The organism is Aeromicrobium phragmitis, assembly GCF_003674095.1.
Lineage (GTDB): Bacteria > Actinomycetota > Actinomycetes > Propionibacteriales > Nocardioidaceae > Aeromicrobium > Aeromicrobium phragmitis.
In genome coordinates this window covers 26,500-41,049 of sequence record NZ_RDBF01000013.1, presented here as the reverse complement: position 1 = coordinate 41,049, position 14,550 = coordinate 26,500, and the positions used below count along the sequence as shown (strand labels likewise).

At 68.6% G+C, this 14,550-nt stretch carries 16 protein-coding genes and 2 tRNA genes; 8 read left to right on the top strand and 10 right to left on the bottom strand.

Going from position 1 to position 14,550, the window contains the following annotated elements; all coding sequences use genetic code 11:
- Nucleotides 1-28 precede the first annotated feature (28 nt).
- Genes D9V41_RS14520 through D9V41_RS14500 form a run of 5 tightly spaced genes read right to left on the bottom strand, consistent with a single transcriptional unit; the run spans nt 29 to nt 6,582 of the window.
- On the bottom strand, nt 29-1,702 hold the full coding sequence (locus tag D9V41_RS14520; protein ID WP_121795301.1) for an LpqB family beta-propeller domain-containing protein: 1,674 nt from the start codon (nt 1,700-1,702) through the stop codon (nt 29-31).
- Nucleotides 1,699-3,225 carry an MtrAB system histidine kinase MtrB gene (gene mtrB, locus D9V41_RS14515; protein ID WP_121795300.1) on the bottom strand — a complete coding sequence of 509 codons (1,527 nt, stop codon included), beginning with the start codon at nt 3,223-3,225 and terminating at the stop codon, nt 1,699-1,701. The genes D9V41_RS14520 and mtrB overlap by 4 nt, the downstream gene beginning before the upstream one ends.
- Complete coding sequence (gene mtrA / locus D9V41_RS14510; RefSeq protein WP_121795299.1) at nt 3,225-3,941, bottom strand: MtrAB system response regulator MtrA; 717 nt, start codon at nt 3,939-3,941, stop codon at nt 3,225-3,227. Before mtrA ends, mtrB begins: the two co-directional genes overlap by 1 nt.
- A gap of 3 nt (nt 3,942-3,944) precedes the next feature.
- Nucleotides 3,945-5,375, bottom strand: a complete 1,431-nt coding sequence (gene ahcY, locus D9V41_RS14505; RefSeq protein WP_121795298.1) for an adenosylhomocysteinase — start codon at nt 5,373-5,375, stop codon at nt 3,945-3,947.
- Nucleotides 5,376-5,424: 49 nt separating this feature from the next.
- Complete coding sequence (locus D9V41_RS14500) at nt 5,425-6,582, bottom strand: PrsW family intramembrane metalloprotease (RefSeq protein WP_121795297.1); 1,158 nt, start codon at nt 6,580-6,582, stop codon at nt 5,425-5,427.
- Between the two features lie 195 nt (nt 6,583-6,777).
- Between D9V41_RS14500 and D9V41_RS14495 the strand changes: the two genes are divergently transcribed.
- The 3 genes from D9V41_RS14495 to D9V41_RS14485 all read left to right on the top strand — a co-directional run bounded on the left by D9V41_RS14495 (nt 6,778) and on the right by D9V41_RS14485 (nt 7,579).
- A tRNA-Arg gene (locus D9V41_RS14495) sits at nt 6,778-6,854 on the top strand.
- Between the two features lie 24 nt (nt 6,855-6,878).
- Complete coding sequence (locus tag D9V41_RS14490; protein ID WP_208006880.1) at nt 6,879-7,244, top strand: fluoride efflux transporter FluC; 366 nt, start codon at nt 6,879-6,881, stop codon at nt 7,242-7,244.
- Nucleotides 7,241-7,579 (top strand): fluoride efflux transporter FluC, encoded by a 339-nt coding sequence (locus D9V41_RS14485; protein WP_121795296.1) that lies wholly within the window; start codon nt 7,241-7,243, stop codon nt 7,577-7,579. The genes D9V41_RS14490 and D9V41_RS14485 overlap by 4 nt, the downstream gene beginning before the upstream one ends.
- Nucleotides 7,580-7,640: 61 nt before the next feature.
- Here the strand turns inward: D9V41_RS14485 and D9V41_RS14480 are convergent, their stop codons facing one another.
- Entirely contained in the window at nt 7,641-8,408 is a 768-nt protein-coding gene (locus D9V41_RS14480) for a DsbA family protein (RefSeq protein ID WP_121795295.1), read from the bottom strand.
- Between the two features lie 85 nt (nt 8,409-8,493).
- On the opposite strand from D9V41_RS14480, the gene orn reads away from it, so the two are divergent.
- The 5 genes from orn to D9V41_RS14455 all read left to right on the top strand — a co-directional run bounded on the left by orn (nt 8,494) and on the right by D9V41_RS14455 (nt 10,709).
- Nucleotides 8,494-9,111: an oligoribonuclease gene (gene orn / locus D9V41_RS14475; RefSeq protein ID WP_121795294.1), complete on the top strand. Its 618-nt coding sequence runs from the start codon at nt 8,494-8,496 to the stop codon at nt 9,109-9,111.
- 46 nt (nt 9,112-9,157) lie between these two features.
- Nucleotides 9,158-9,230: transfer RNA gene (locus tag D9V41_RS14470), tRNA-His, on the top strand.
- A 208-nt stretch (nt 9,231-9,438) separates the two neighbouring features.
- Nucleotides 9,439-9,801: an ArsR/SmtB family transcription factor gene (locus D9V41_RS14465; RefSeq protein WP_121795293.1), complete on the top strand. Its 363-nt coding sequence runs from the start codon at nt 9,439-9,441 to the stop codon at nt 9,799-9,801.
- Complete coding sequence (locus tag D9V41_RS14460) at nt 9,798-10,268, top strand: SRPBCC family protein (RefSeq protein WP_121795292.1); 471 nt, start codon at nt 9,798-9,800, stop codon at nt 10,266-10,268. The genes D9V41_RS14465 and D9V41_RS14460 overlap by 4 nt, the downstream gene beginning before the upstream one ends.
- A gap of 3 nt (nt 10,269-10,271) precedes the next feature.
- A complete protein-coding gene (locus tag D9V41_RS14455) occupies nt 10,272-10,709 on the top strand; it encodes a VOC family protein (RefSeq protein ID WP_121795291.1) in 438 nt (145 codons plus the stop codon).
- A gap of 25 nt (nt 10,710-10,734) precedes the next feature.
- Here the strand turns inward: D9V41_RS14455 and D9V41_RS14450 are convergent, their stop codons facing one another.
- The 4 genes from D9V41_RS14450 to D9V41_RS14435 all read right to left on the bottom strand — a co-directional run bounded on the left by D9V41_RS14450 (nt 10,735) and on the right by D9V41_RS14435 (nt 14,546).
- Nucleotides 10,735-11,937 (bottom strand): MFS transporter, encoded by a 1,203-nt coding sequence (locus D9V41_RS14450; RefSeq protein WP_121795344.1) that lies wholly within the window; start codon nt 11,935-11,937, stop codon nt 10,735-10,737.
- Nucleotides 11,938-12,000: 63 nt separating this feature from the next.
- Entirely contained in the window at nt 12,001-12,405 is a 405-nt protein-coding gene (locus tag D9V41_RS14445; protein WP_208006879.1) for a MerR family transcriptional regulator, read from the bottom strand.
- 309 nt (nt 12,406-12,714) lie between these two features.
- Nucleotides 12,715-13,587, bottom strand: a complete 873-nt coding sequence (locus D9V41_RS14440) for a saccharopine dehydrogenase family protein (protein WP_121795290.1) — start codon at nt 13,585-13,587, stop codon at nt 12,715-12,717.
- Between the two features lie 155 nt (nt 13,588-13,742).
- Nucleotides 13,743-14,546, bottom strand: a complete 804-nt coding sequence (locus D9V41_RS14435; protein ID WP_121795289.1) for an aminoglycoside adenylyltransferase domain-containing protein — start codon at nt 14,544-14,546, stop codon at nt 13,743-13,745.
- Nucleotides 14,547-14,550: the final 4 nt, after the last annotated feature.

Genomic DNA, 14,550 nt, shown 5'->3' with positions numbered 1-14,550 from the left:
GGAGACCGGGCTGTGGACAGCGCCCAGGTCAGCCGATCGCGGTCACGGATTCGGCGTCGACCCGTTCCCATCCGCGCGGGCTGAGCAGGCGCACCCTGCCCTCGACGTCGAGGACGTAGAGCCGAGGTTCCTCACCGAGTCCGACGGCGAGCGACACCGGCTCGATCCGCGGCAGCAGCGTGGTGAGTCCAGGAAGTGAAGGCCGCAGGTCGGAACCGTCGATCCGCACCGAGTAGACCTGCTCCCCCGCGGAGCCCTCGGCCAGGAGCGCGAGACGAGTACCGGTCACCCACGTCACCGACCGCATGGCCGCGAGAGACGCGGTGGGCACGCGCATCGGGGTGCCGAGCCGCTCGACCGCGCCGTCCTCGCGCAGCACCGGACCGACGAGCAACTGCTCGGTTCCTTCCGTCGTGCGGGCCGTGACGGCGTACCGCGCCGCGTCTGGGGAGACGGCGAACGACGTGAGAGCGACACCGGCGAGCACGCTCGCGTCGATCGCCCGCACGTCTCCGTCGCTGACCACTCGGACGGCCTCGCCGTCGACGGCCCACGTCGTACCGTCGCGGTCGACGAACGGGTCGAGGAATGCCTGGCCGGTCAACTCGGTCGGCTCCCCCTCCTCGCGGACGGTGAGCGTGGAGCGGTCCGGCCCCACCGTCGCGACCACGGTCTGGTTCGAGGCCACACCGGCGACCTCGCCCACCACACTCACCCCGGGAACCGCCCGCTGCGTGTCCGCGTCCAGCCGGCGCAGCCGCTCGTCGACGACCGCGGCGATCCGCCCGTCGGAGGAGACCGGAGCGAACGAGGCGTAGGCCGCCGTGTCCTGGACGACCTCACCGCCGATCGCGAGCACGCCGTCCGATCCCGAGATGCGTACCGCGCCGACGCCGGGTGCCCCGTTCAACGTCCAGACGATCTGTGCCGCGAGCCGCTCACGTTCGTCGTTGGGCAGGTCGCGCAGTGGCACCGTGAACTCGACGTCGGCGACCCGTTGGGCATCGATCGGCACCGATCCGCGGAGCCGCTCTGCCGCGGGCACCTCACTGCGGGTGCTCGCGGCTCGAGCACGTTCCGGCCCCTCGGCCACACTGGCAAGCAGGGCGGTGGGCAGCTGATCGCCGACGACGCGGAAGACCGGATCGGGCACGACGTGCGAGGCGGTCTGATCCAGGAAGTAGACGTCGAACGGCCGGAAGTAGTCCTCGAAGTACTCGTCGGTCACGAGCATGCCGTCCGGTGCCTCCGCGATCCGCCACTGCCCCTCGACGCGCTCGAGCCGCCACTGCTGCTCGACCCGCTCGTTCATCGGTGTGTAGTGGCCCTGTTCATCGAGTCGGGCCGTGGCTCGCCAGCCGACCCGGATCTGTCGGCTGAACCCCTCCGGCGCGCTCTGCCCGAACCGCACGTCGGTGTAGACCGTCGTCGACTCGCTGGGGCGCCACTCCCGGGCGGCCTCGGGGGTGAGGTACTCCGAGGCGATCTGCGAACTGACCGGGTACGCGAGCATCGCCTCGAGGAAGCCGCGCACGATCTGGTCGGGCGTCGCACCCGGCGCCGGACCTGCCGGCGTGTAGCGCGCGGTGCTCTCGCCCAGTCCGCGATCGTCCTCCACCTCGGTGACCGGCCCGCTGGCGGGGATCGAGGCGCAGGCCGCGAGCACGAGCGCGGTCAGCAGTCCCACGACGGCGCGCCTCATGCGAAAACCGATCGGAGCGCCGGTCCCTCGACCGTGCGGCCGGGCTTGGGCAGCGTGAGCACGAACTCGGTGCCGAGGCCGCGACGGGACCAGACCTGCAAGGTGCCACCATGCAGTTCCGCGTCCTCGCGGGCGATGGCGAGGCCGAGGCCGGTGCCGCCCTGCGATCGCGCGGGATCGGCACGCCAGAAGCGGTCGAAGACCCGCACCTGCTGCTCGGCGTCCAGGCCGACCCCGAAGTCACGGACGGCCAGGGACACGACGTCCTCGTTCTGCCCGACGACGATGTCGACGCGGCTGGCCTTGCTGTACTTCGCCGCGTTGGCGATGAGATTGCGCACGATCCGATTCACCCGGCGCGGATCCGCCTCCACGATGGCCGGCCCCCGGGCGCCACGAGTGCGAGCGGAGATGCCGGCCCGGGCGAACGCCTCGTCGGCCGCGGTCCGGTCGGCGACCTCGCGCAGGTCGATGCGGTCCAGCTCGAGCCGCGCGGCGCCCGCGTCGAAACGGCTGAGGTCGAGCAGGTCGGAGAGCAACGACTCGAACCGCTGCAGCTCGCGGTGGAGCAGTTCGGCCGAGCGAGCGGTGTGCGCGTCGAAGTGCTCCCGGTCGGCGTACAGGACCTCGCTGGCCATCTGCACCGTGGTGAGCGGCGTACGCAACTCGTGGGACACGTCCGAGACGAATCGCTGCTGAAGCCGCGAGAGGTTCTCCAGCCGACGGATCTGTCGCTGCAAGCTCTCGGCCATCTGGTTGAACGACGACGAGAGCCGGGCGATGTCGTCCTCACCGCGCACGTGCATCCGCTGCTCGAGGTGACCCGCCGCGAATCGTTCGGCGATGCGTCGGGCGAGCCGCAGCGGGTCGACGACCTGCCGTGCCACCAGCCAGGCCACGAGGCCGACGAGGAGCACCATGACGCTGCCGCCGGCCAGCAACGCCTGGCGCACCAAACCGAGCGTCTGCTCCTGATCGCGCATCGAGAAGACGTAGAACAAGGCGTACGACTCCCCCGCGTTCGGCGCCGTGAGCCGGCTCCCCACCACGACCGACGGTGCCGGGCCGCCGCCGAAGACCGGGAGTTCGCTGTACTGCCAGACGACGCCCGGGTCCGAGCGGACGCGTTCGACGAGGTCGGCAGGCAGGGCCGAGAGCGCGATCTCTCCCGAGGACCGCACAGGAGCGGTGGTGTCGTCGTCGCCGAGCGGGCCTTCGAGGACGAGTTCGTACGTGCGCGTCTCACCCCGGGTCGCGGCGAGGCTGTCGACCAGCTGGGTGAGTGTCTGCGCCTGCGCGGTCGCGTCGGAGTCCACGGCCGCGTCGAGCTGCGATTGGGCGAGGTCGAAGCCGGCGCGGGCCTCGGCGACGGCCACGTCCTTGCGTGAGTCGGCCAGACCGTCCGCGACCGCGCGCAGCAGTGCCCATCCGGTCAGCAGGATGACGAGCGAGGTGAGCACCATGGTGCTCACGACGACGCGGAACCGGATCGAGCGACGCCACAGTCCCGCGACGCGCCGCATCACGCCTCGTCGGGGTCGATCGCCTGGTAGCCGACACCGCGGACCGTGCGGATGATCCGGGGGTTGTCGGCGTCGTCCTCGATCTTCGAGCGCAGGCGGGTCATGTGGACGTTGACGAGCTTGGTGTCGCCGGGATGGTGGTAGCCCCACACCTTCTCCAGCAGCACCTCGCGGGTGAACACCTGGGAGGGATCGCTGAGCAGGCAGGCCAGCAAGTCGAACTCCAGGGGTGTCAGCGGCAGGACCTTGCCGTCGCGCGTCGCCTGGTGAGATGTCGGATCGACGGTGATATCGCCGAACACGATCGGCTGCGACACCGGGCCGACTCGGCGCAACCGCGCGCGGATGCGGGCGACGAGCTCGTTGTTTCGGAAGGGCTTGGTGATGTAGTCGTCGGCGCCCGCCTCGAGACCGGCGACGACATCGGGAGTCTCGGACTTGGCCGTCAGCATGATGATCGGGACGGCCGAGATCTGCCGGATCTGGCGGCACACGTTCATGCCGTCCAGACCCGGCAGCATCAGATCGAGCAGAACGAGATCGGGGCGGAACCGCTCGAATGCCGTCATGACCTCCGCGCCGGAGGACACCACCTCACTGCGCAGGCCCTCACCGCCGAGGACGATGCCCAGCATCTCCGCCAGGGACGGGTCGTCGTCGACGATGAGGACTCGGTCGCGTTTGGACCGGCGGAAACTCCCGCTCGCGGCCGCCATCGATCAGTAGCGGTAGTGGTCCGACTTGTAGGGACCGGCCACGTCGACGCCGAGGTACTCGGCCTGCTCCTTGCGAAGCTCGGTCAGCTCGACACCGAGCGCGGCGAGGTGGAGTCGGGCGACCTCCTCGTCGAGGTGCTTGGGCAGCACGTGGACGCCCAGCTCGTACTGGTCGGCCTTGGTGAACAGCTCGATCTGCGCCAGCACCTGGTTGGTGAACGAGTTCGACATGACGAACGACGGGTGGCCGGTGGCGTTACCGAGGTTCAGCAGCCGGCCTTCCGATAGCACGATGACCTTGTGGCCGTCGGGGAAGGTCCAGACGTCGACCTGCGGCTTGACCGTCTCGCACTTGATGCCGGGGTACTGCTCGAGCCCGGCCATGTTGATCTCGTTGTCGAAGTGGCCGATGTTGCCGACGATCGCCTGGTTCTTCATCTTCTCGAAGTGCTCGACCCGCACGACGTCGAAGTTGCCCGTGGCGGTGATGATGATGTCCGCCTGGTCGATGACCGACTCGAGCGTGGCGACCTGGTAGCCGTCCATGGCGGCCTGCAGCGCGCAGATCGGATCGATCTCGGTGACGATGACGCGAGCGCCCTGGCCGCGCAGCGACTCAGCGCAGCCCTTGCCGACGTCGCCGTACCCGCAGACCACGGCCACCTTGCCGCCGATGAGGACGTCGGTGGCGCGGTTGATGCCGTCGACGAGCGAGTGACGGCAGCCGTACTTGTTGTCGAACTTGCTCTTGGTGACCGAGTCGTTGACGTTGATCGCCGGGAAGAGCAGCGTGCCCTCCTTGAAGCGCTCGTAGAGACGCAGCACGCCGGTGGTGGTCTCCTCGGTGACGCCCTTGACGCTCTCGGCGATCTTGGTCCAGCGGCCCGGATCGTTCTCGAAGGCGCGGCCGAGGACCCGCAGGACCTCCTTGAACTCCGCGTTTTCGGTGGTGTCCGGCGAGGGGACGGCGCCGGCCTTCTCGAACTCGACGCCCTTGTGGAGCAGGAGGGTGGCGTCGCCGCCGTCGTCGAGGATCATGTTCGGGGTCTGGCCGTTCGGCCACACGAGGATCTGCTCGGCGAGATCCCAGTACTCGGCGAGTGTCTCGCCCTTCCACGCGAAGACCGGGACACCCTGGGGGTCCTCGGGGGTGCCGTTCTTGCCGACGACGATCGCGGCGGCGGCGTGGTCCTGCGTGGAGAAGATGTTGCAGCTGGCCCAGCGCACCTCGGCACCGAGCTCGACGAGGGTCTCGATGAGCACCGCGGTCTGAACCGTCATGTGCAGCGAGCCGGCGATCCGGGCGCCGGCGAGCGGCTTGCTCGCGCCGTAGCGCTCGCGCATGGCCATGAGGCCGGGCATCTCGTGCTCGGCAAGGGTGATCTCGGCGCGGCCGAATTCGGCCAGCGACAGGTCTGCGACGCGGTAATCCATACCCGCCATCGTAGCGACGAAACCCTGGTGGTCGAGAATCGGCGCAGGGTCAGCGCACGCCTGGCGGCAGCGCCGGTGGAAGCCGCAGCTCAGGACGCAGCGCGTGCATCCGGTCGAGCAGGTCGTAGGTACGCGTCACACCGTCGCGCGGCGCTCGTCCGCGCATCACCTGGTCGTGCAGGAAACCGAGTTCGGTCGCCAGCGCCTGGTACTGCTCGACGACCTTCTCGGCGCGGCGGCCGCCGCGTTGCTTGGCGTACGTGCGAGCCTGACGGCGACGGCCGAAAGCGACGAGGTACGGCACCTCGGCGGGATGGATCCAGCCGCGCTGGCCGATGTAGTTCAGCGACCGCCACAGCGTCCCGATCTGCCGTGAGCGCAGGATCACCGCGAGGCAGCCCAACGCCACCAGGAGGCCGCCGAGGGTCAGGTAGACGAGCAGGTAGGCGGCAGGTACGCCGATCACGAGCGAACCGTTCCACAGCGCGTGGAGGATGATGCTGATCACGCTGCCGGTGGCGACGAGCGCCCAGCGCGCGGCACGTGACCGGCGACCCGCGGCGAGCCCCATCGCGATGCCGATCGCGGAGGTGAAGAGCGGATGCGCGAACGGGCTGAACAGGCCGCGGACGACGAAGGTGAGCGTGGCCCCCTCGGCCCCGGCGATCTCGTTGCCGTCCTCACCCAGCCCGAAGTAGCTGGCGGCGTAATAGCCGGTGTTCTCGACCGCGGCGAAGCCGATCGCGACGAGCCCGGACACGATGAGCCCGTCCAGCACGCCGTCGATGATGCGGCGGGCACGCAGCACCGTCAGGAACAGGAAGAGCCCCTTGGCCAGCTCTTCGACGACGGGTGCCACGACCGCGACCAGCACGTCCTCCGGCACGTCCAGCCACACCGCCGCCGCGCCCTCGAGAACCAAGGAGATGGCGACGGCGACCACGGCACCCCAGATGAATGCCGCCCACTTGTAGCGCAGCGGCTCGGGCTCGACCCGGTCCAGCCACCAGTACATGAGCAGCAGGAGCGGCAACGGGACGACGGCGAACACGATGGCGAGGGCCGCCCCGGGGACGTCGCCTGCCTGGGCGGCGAAGAAGACCGCCGCGCCCGCGCCGAGGAAGCCGGTGATCCACGTCAGCACGACCAACAGCAGCCGACCGCGTTGAGGTCGGTAGGCGACGGGCGGCGCGGCGTAGGCGGTCACGAGGGCCAGCCTAGGGCTCGGCACCGACCACCGCCCTCGAGCGGTGACCTTTCCCGCACTCCCCCAGGGAGCGGTGAGCTGACACGCACGTGTGCGCTCACCGTGCGTGATAACTCACCGCTCGACGACGAGGCCGCGCGCCCGATGCTGTGCCGCGCCCACGCCTGCGCTCGTCCCGTACCCTGTTGTCGCCAAGCCTCCGTAGCTCAGCTGGATAGAGCATCGGCCTTCTAATCCGACGGTCGCAGGTTCGAGTCCTGCCGGGGGCGCCACCCTGCGGTGTTACGGTGACCGCCGTGTCGCAGCGTGTGCCGGAGTCGTTCGTCCTCGTGTTCCTCGGGGGTGCGATGGGAACCGGCCTTCGGTATGCGGCCGATGTCTCGGTCGGGACCATCGGCGACTGGCCCGCGGCGACCCTCCTGGTCAACGTGCTTGGCGCGTTCGCCCTCGGCTGGCTCTACGCGAGGACCAGCAGCCAACGCTGGCGACTCCTCATCGGTACGGGCGTGCTCGGCGGCTTCACCACGTACAGTGCGCTCGCCGTGCAGACGCAGGAACTCCTCGAGGACGCGCCCCTCGCCGGCATCGCCTACGCGGCGGTCAGCGTGGCCGTCGGGGTCCTCGCGGCGCTCGCGGGATCGCGGCTCGGGGAGCGCCGATGATCGCGTTGCTGGTCGTGCTCGCGGGCGGCGTGGGCGCGTGCCTGCGCTACGCCGCGGTCCTGGCCGCGGGCTCTCGCCCCCTCCGCGCCACGTGGGTCGTCAACCTGATCGGTTCCTTCGCGCTCGGCCTGCTCGCCGCTCAGCTGGGCGATCGCGGATCGTTGCTCGTCGTGGGTACGGGCCTGCTCGGCGGCTTCACGACCTTCTCGACGGCGGCCGTGGACAGCGTGCACATCACGCGCGAGCGAAGCACGGTCGTCGGCGCGGCGCACGCGATCGGGATGCTCGTCGTGTGCGTCACCGCCGCCTTGCTCGGCGCGCTCATCGGCCGCTGAGAACGAGAACGGGGAGTCCCGCCGCCTGGCCGGCAGCGGAACTCCCCGTCACTCGCGTCGATCAGCCCTGGCGCGCGGCCTCGATCGCGTCGGCGATCGCCTGACCGGTGAGGTCCTCGACCTCCTCGCCGTCGACGAACACGGTGGGCGTACCGCTCACACCGCGCTCGTCCTGACCGTGCTCACGTGCCGCCTTGACCCACGGGACGAAACGCTCCTGCTTGACGCACTCCTCGGGCACGTTGACCCCGGCGTCCTCGGCCAGCGTCAGCAGCTCGTCGTCGGACGGGCCGGCGCCACCCTCCGAGGGCTGGTTGGCATACAGCGCGTCGTGGACCGCCTGGAAGGCCTCCGGGCCCTCGTTGTCCAGCGCGCACATGGCGAGGTTGGTGGCGCGGAGCGAGTACTCGTTAGTGCTGCCGCCCATCGCGTCGAGGAACGAGAACGGGCGGTAGACGAGCTCGATCTCACCCGCGTCGGCCTGCGCACGGAGCACCTCACCGCTCGTTTGCTCGAACTGCTGGCAGTACGGGCACAGGAAGTCCTCGAAGATCTCGACCGTCGGAACGTCCTCGGCGGGAGTCTCGGCGCCGGCGGGAACGTACGGCACGCCGAAGTCCTCGAGGGCGCCCTCGGGCTGGATGACCTCGGTCTCCTTCGGGTTGGCGTTCTGCGCGGCGGTGACCGCCCACGCCCCCACGCCGATGAGCACCACCACGATGGCGACGATCACCACCGAGATGATGTTGCGCTGGCGGCGCTCGGCCTTCTCGCGCTCTTTGCGCATCTGCTCCGCGCGAGCGGCGCGGTTCTTACGGTCGTTCGTCACTGAGGCTCCTCGGTCGAAAGGTCCGCCAGAAGCGTAGCGAGTCCACCCCACGTCCCGTGACGGTTACCCGCAGTAAGGTTGCGGGGTGAACGACAAGCTGGTGTGGATCGACTGCGAGATGACCGGGCTCTCTGTGGAGCACGACGCCTTGATCGAGGTCGCGGCCCTCGTCACCGATTACGACCTTCAGGTGCTCGGAGACGGCGTCGACCTCGTCATCAAGCCCCCACAGGAGGCCCTCGAGCAGATGAACGAGGTCGTCACGCAGATGCACACGACGTCGGGTCTCCTCGACGAGCTGGACGGCGGCATCACCCTGGCCGAGGCCGAGGAGCGCGTTCTCGACTACGTCCGGGAGTTCGTCACCGAGCCGCGCAAGGCGCCCCTGGCCGGCAACTCCATCGGGACCGACCGGGCATTCCTCGCTCGGGACATGACCGAGTTGGAGTCCTACTTGCATTACCGCGTGGTCGACGTCTCCAGCATCAAGGAGCTCGCCCGCCACTGGTTCCCCCGCGCCTACTTCGCGGCGCCGGCCAAGGGCGGGAATCACCGCGCCCTCGCGGACATTCGCGAGAGCATCGACGAGCTGCGCTACTACCGCCGCGCGGTCTTCACCCCCGACCCCGGCCCTGACTCGGAGACCGCGAGGAGCATCGCCGCGGAGATCCTCGGGCAGGAGACCCCCGCAGACGGCTCCTGACCCACCTTGCGGTAGACTCGCGGTCGCGCAGTTTCGCTGCGCCTTGGTGGGTGTAGCTCAGTTGGTAGAGCCCCGGCTTGTGGTGCCGGTGGTCGCGGGTTCAAGTCCCGTCATCCACCCCGATGTGGCGAGGTTCGAACTTTCGACCAGAAGAACGGCTCTGGTCCCGGGTTCGAACCTCGCCACTTTTCTTCTCATAGCCGCCGCCCATGGTGTCGCTGTGCCCGGCGACGACCGCGACCGCTTGGTCCTCGGCGAAAGTGCTTCTTGACAGCCGGACCGATCTCTGCCCTAATGAAGAGGTCCCTTAACTAAGGAATAAATGAAATGGCTGCTTCCGACCCCCTGAGTCTCGTGTTCGCTGCGCTCGCCGACCCGACGCGCCGCGCGATCCTTGCTCGGCTCGCGCAGGGACCCGCGACCGTCGGCGAGGTGGCCGAACCCTTTGCGATGAGCGCCCCCGCGATCTCTCAGCATTTGAAGGTGCTCGAGCGCGCGGGTCTCGTCAGCCGCACCACGCAGGCGCAGTGGCGAACTCTCACGATGCAGACCGAGCCTCTCGATCACGCATCGGCCTGGGTGGAGCAGCGCCGCCGCGAGTGGAACCTGCGCTTCGACGCCCTCGAAGCACACCTGAAGACCATGCAGGCCCGACCCGAGACCGACAACTCACAGGAAGCAGGATCATGAACACGACAGACGCATCGGCAACGCAAGCCCCTGAATTCTCGATCACCCGCGTCTTCGACGCGCCCCTCGATCTCGTGTGGCGCGCCTGGACCGAGGACGCCGAACTGGCGAACTGGTTGCACCCCTTCGGCGTGACAACCGACAGCGTGTCGTTCGACGTGCGCGTCGGCGGCCGTTACCGGTACACGATGACGAACGACGAGACCGGTGAGCAGTTCCCGACCGGCGGCGAGTATCTCGACGTGCAGCCGATGGAGCGGCTCGTCTTCACCTGGGGCGAACCCGACGCCCCCGTCGAGGGCACGCCCGTGATCACCCTCACCCTCACCCCGCAGGGCGATCGCACCGAGCTCGTCTTCCACCTGCGCGGACACGCGGGCGAACCCGGCGACGGATACGTCTACGACGGGTGGGACGAAGCGCTCGCGAACTTCGGTCGGCACCTCGCCGGCGAAAGGCTGCGCTGAGCCATGGCGACCACGTTGGACAACGTCGGCATCGTCGTCGAGGACCTGACTTCGGTGATCGAGTTCTTCCGCGACCTCGGCCTTGAGCTCGAAGGCCGAGCCATGACCGAGGGCGAGTGGGCCGGGCGCTGCACCGGCCTCGGCGATCAACGGGCCGAGGTCGCCATGATGCGCACGCCCGACGGTCACGGCCGCCTGGAGCTCTGCCGATTCCTCGAACCGGAGATCGTCGAAGACCACCGGAACGCCCCGGTCAATGCGCTGGGCTACCTCCGCGTGATGTTCAACGTGGACGACATGGACGAGACACTCGCCCGACTCAGGCCGCACGGCACCCAGCTCGTCAGCACCGAGGTCGTCCAGTACGAGAACGTGTACAAGCTCTGCTACGTCCGCGGGCCCGAGAACATCCTCGTCGGACTCGCACAGAACCTGAGTTGAGCACACCACGGCACGACCGTGCCGCTCATGCCGTGGGAGCCGACGGATACCGGCGGACGAACCCAGCGATGGCCGCAAACGTCACGGCCGCCATTCCGGCGGCCGTGACAGCTGCGCCAACGCCACCGGCCGCAGCGACGGCCGCACCACCGACCGCTCCGCCCACGGCGATCCCCACATACAGCCCACTGGTGTTCAGCGCGAGAGCCTCCGTACCCCCGTCGCCCGCCAGTGCCAGCATCCGGGCGTTCATCGGCGGATTGAAACCCCATCCGGCGAAACCGTAGAGTGCCAGCGCACCTGCCAGCAGCCATACCGGCACGCCGCTGGGAACGACCGCACCGAGTGCCGCCAGACTGACCAAGCTGATCGCCATGCCCCCGAAGGTCGCGAGGAGCGCGCGGTCAGCGCCCCATCGATCAGTCAGCCGTCCCCCGACGAGGGTGCCCGCTGCCCCAGCGACGCCGACGACAGCGATGAAGAACGCCAGTATCGGTCCGTCGTATCCACTCATTGCCCGCGTGATGGGGCCGATATAGGTGTAGACCAGCAAGCCTCCGCTCGCTCCCATCACGGTGCCGATCACGGTGGTCAGCACTGCGGGACGGCTGAGGATCCGCAGTTGAGCCCGCAGTCCGATCTCCGGTGCGCCCGGTGCGGCGGGCAAGTAGTGCGCGCTCGCGGCGAGCACGATCGCTGTGAACAAGGCGACGGCCAGGAAGGTGGAGCGCCAGCCGAAGGCAGTGCCGAGCAATGAGCCCAGCGGCACCCCGACGAAAAGCGAGACGGTGAGTCCCGCGGCCACGACACCGATGGCACGGCCGACACGTGCCGGCGATGCGAGCTGGGCCGCTAGCGCGAACACCGCGGGCGTGATCGATGCAGCAGCCAAGGCGGCCGCGATACGCAGCGCCATCATCGTCCCGTAATTCGGCGCGAACGCCGTGACCACGTTGATCATGGCGAAGGCGGTGAGCCCGAAGAGGACCACGGGTTTGCGCGGGAATTGCGCCATGGCCACGGCCAGGGGCGGAGCAGCTAAGGCGTAACTGACGGAGAATGCGGTGACGAGCTGTCCGGCGGCCGCTTCGCTCACGCCTTGGTCGCGGGCGATCTCGGGAAGAAGGCCGGCGATGATGAAATCATCGGTGCCGATGGCGAAGGTGATGAGTGCCAGGCAGGGCAGCCAGCTTGCCGTACTTCGTCGTTCGGATGTCAGAGTTCGCATGCCGGGACGGTAGAAGCCTGACGTCAGCGTCAGAGTCAAGCGACGTTCGCGGTACCCGGTCGATCAGCCCGCCAGGTCACTTTCGTCCACCTGGCTGGCCAGGGACGCGTGATGGTGAGCGAGCCGCTCGCGCGTCTCCTGCAACCGCGCGAGCAGATCATCAAGGTGCTCGATACGGTTCTGCGCGGTCGCGAGCTCCTCCGCGCACCGAGGTGAATCGGTCAACGGCCGGTCCAGGCATCCTTCCTCGAGGTACTCCGACACGTCGGCCGTCGTCAGGCCCGCAGCCAGCAGCGCCTTGATGTTCGCGGCACGCACCACAGCGACCTCGTCATAGACGCGGTAGCCGTTGCGCTCACGCGTCGGGGCGAGAAGTCCCTGCTGCTCGTAGTGCCGTAGGGCGCGAGGGGTGCTGCCGATATGAGATGCAAGCTCACCAATCCGCATACGAGTCTCAGCGCCTGACATGAACGCCATGGTATCCGTTCGCTTTCGGAGGCGGCGTCGATCATGTCCTCCGTGGCATGTTCTGACGTGAACGGGACCGCGGCCCCGCTAGCCCCTGACGCCTTGTGTGCAACGGCGCGGGAATGTCGGTGCTCGGTTCTAGATGAGGAGCATGATCGAGAGCACGGTTGAGCGTGGACTGGCTACCCGCCCCCTACGGGGCGGATGCTTCTGCACTAGCTGGGAGGGTGCGGGCCAGTGCAGTGCCCCGCTCTGCGTCGCCGGTCCAGCCGTCCATCCCGCCCAATGGGTTCGGACCTCGTTTTCGCATCACGACTCGAACGAGATCCCGACGAAGTGGCGCGTGAGATCGTCGAGACCGAACGCCTCCATCGGAACCTGCACCCCCGTCCATCGGTGGGGTTCTCGGAGGATTTCCACCGCCGTCGCGGCCACGACCTCCGCCGTCGCACCGTAGTCGCTGTCGGCGCTGACGCGGAACCGGCGCGTTGTAGCCCGCCCCTGCGACGTTCCCTCCGCTTCGACCGTGAGATGCACCTTCTCGGGGCGTGCCGGTCGGTGTTTCGGGGTGATAGCAAATCTGCTGTCTACCAACGCGCGGAGCAGTCCGACCGCGTTGAGACCGGCGACCGTTCTCGTGAAGAAGCGGTTCGACCACGCCGTGTAGTACTCCACCTGGGCCGCCGGGATGCAGTCCGTCACGAGCCCACGTTCGTCGTAGTCCATCTGTCGGACGGTCACGTCTCGATGGTCGAAGCGCATCCGGCGCTTGACCGTGAATCCCCGCCTTGTTCCCTCGATGGTCGAGACTGGGCGCGACAGCGCTCGCAACATGTCGTTCACTCCTGAGGGTCCCACCGCTGCGTTCGTGCTCTGCAACAGCCCGACGCGGATCTCGCGAACCTCGTCCAGCCCGGCGGAAGCTTCACGAGCGAGTAATCCGCTGAGTCCCGGAAAGAAGCCGCACATCGTGAGGACGGGCGACCCCGCGTTCACCAGCTCGGGATAGTTGGCGAGGCGAAGATCACTGCGGGGTGAGACGTCGATGCACGCGATGCCCTGCGCCGCGCACGCGAGTTGTACGGCGGGCGTGATCGAAGGAGCTGCAAGGATCAGCAGATCCGGGCTCTGCGCTGCGAGAGCCGCACGGACGCTGTCCCGGCTGCGCGCGTCGATCCGCACATCTGCGTCGGTCGGCGCCCGTGACCCAATCGCCACCTCCAGGCCTCCGGCACGGGCGAGGGCCGCACGAATGCGTGACCCCAACGCTCCCCGGCCTCCGACTACCAGCACACGATGCGACATCACCACGATCCTAGGAGAACGGTGGAGCCACCTCAGCGCGCACAGGCGCCGATGCGGTCCGCGAGCTTGTGTGCGAGGCCGGTGACGCGCTCGACGTCACCGGTCCAGTCGTCGGGTGCTTCGCCGAGATAACCGGCACGAGCGCGCTGCAGCAGCTCGCGTTCGCTCGCCCCGAGCGTCGCCGCCACGAGATCGGCCGCCTCGTGCTTGGCGACGATCCTCCCGGTCCGCAGCGTCACGAGACTCCGCGCCAAGGCCAGTAGGGTGTTGCGTTCGTCGCCTTCGATCTCAGCGAGGATGTCCGGAATCGCGGCGAGGATCGCCCGCCGGAGTCGCTCGTGCGTGACCGGTGGCAGGAGATCGGCCAGGTCGGCCCCCTGGACTACCCGGTGCGCGGCCTGCGCCATCGCGAGCAGGGTGACGACATCAGGGTCGTCCTCCGGCTCGATCAGTCGGCCAGCGGCGATCTCCTCGCGCAGCCACTCGCCGTACTGGAAGTCGCGCCGCGGTGGCGCGCGCCCACTTTCGACATCACTCAACACCAGGCTCGTGAGTTCGATCGGACGGCGGTGGGCGACCTCGGGGAAGCGGCCCGCATGGCCACTCCATCCCGATGCGTCCAGCAGTACTGCCACGAGGCGGGCGCGCTCGTGGTTCGTCAGCGATCGCTGCGTGATGAGCATCAGGTCGACATCGCTGTCCGCCCGCAATTCGGCCGCGACGGCCGAGCCGTAGAGATACAGTCCGAGGACGCCGCCGGGATCGTCACGGCGCACGTGGTCGACGACGGGAGCGATCACGTCGTCGACCTGGGGCGTTCCTCGTCGGGTCGTCATTCGG

Bases quoted from the DNA above. Each gene is read 5' to 3' on its own strand.
- D9V41_RS14520 (WP_121795301.1), bottom strand. From the start codon at position 1,702: ATGAGGCGCGCCGTCGTGGGACTGCTGACCGCGCTCGTGCTCGCGGCC.
- mtrB (WP_121795300.1), bottom strand. From the start codon at position 3,225: ATGCGGCGCGTCGCGGGACTGTGGCGTCGCTCGATCCGGTTCCGCGTC.
- mtrA (WP_121795299.1), bottom strand. From the start codon at position 3,941: ATGGCGGCCGCGAGCGGGAGTTTCCGCCGGTCCAAACGCGACCGAGTC.
- ahcY (WP_121795298.1), bottom strand. From the start codon at position 5,375: ATGGATTACCGCGTCGCAGACCTGTCGCTGGCCGAATTCGGCCGCGCC.
- D9V41_RS14485 (WP_121795296.1), top strand. From the start codon at position 7,241: ATGATCGCGTTGCTGGTCGTGCTCGCGGGCGGCGTGGGCGCGTGCCTG.
- D9V41_RS14465 (WP_121795293.1), top strand. From the start codon at position 9,439: ATGGCTGCTTCCGACCCCCTGAGTCTCGTGTTCGCTGCGCTCGCCGAC.
- D9V41_RS14460 (WP_121795292.1), top strand. From the start codon at position 9,798: ATGAACACGACAGACGCATCGGCAACGCAAGCCCCTGAATTCTCGATC.
- D9V41_RS14455 (WP_121795291.1), top strand. From the start codon at position 10,272: ATGGCGACCACGTTGGACAACGTCGGCATCGTCGTCGAGGACCTGACT.
- D9V41_RS14450 (WP_121795344.1), bottom strand. From the start codon at position 11,937: ATGCGAACTCTGACATCCGAACGACGAAGTACGGCAAGCTGGCTGCCC.
- D9V41_RS14445 (WP_208006879.1), bottom strand. From the start codon at position 12,405: ATGTCAGGCGCTGAGACTCGTATGCGGATTGGTGAGCTTGCATCTCAT.
- D9V41_RS14435 (WP_121795289.1), bottom strand. From the start codon at position 14,546: ATGACGACCCGACGAGGAACGCCCCAGGTCGACGACGTGATCGCTCCC.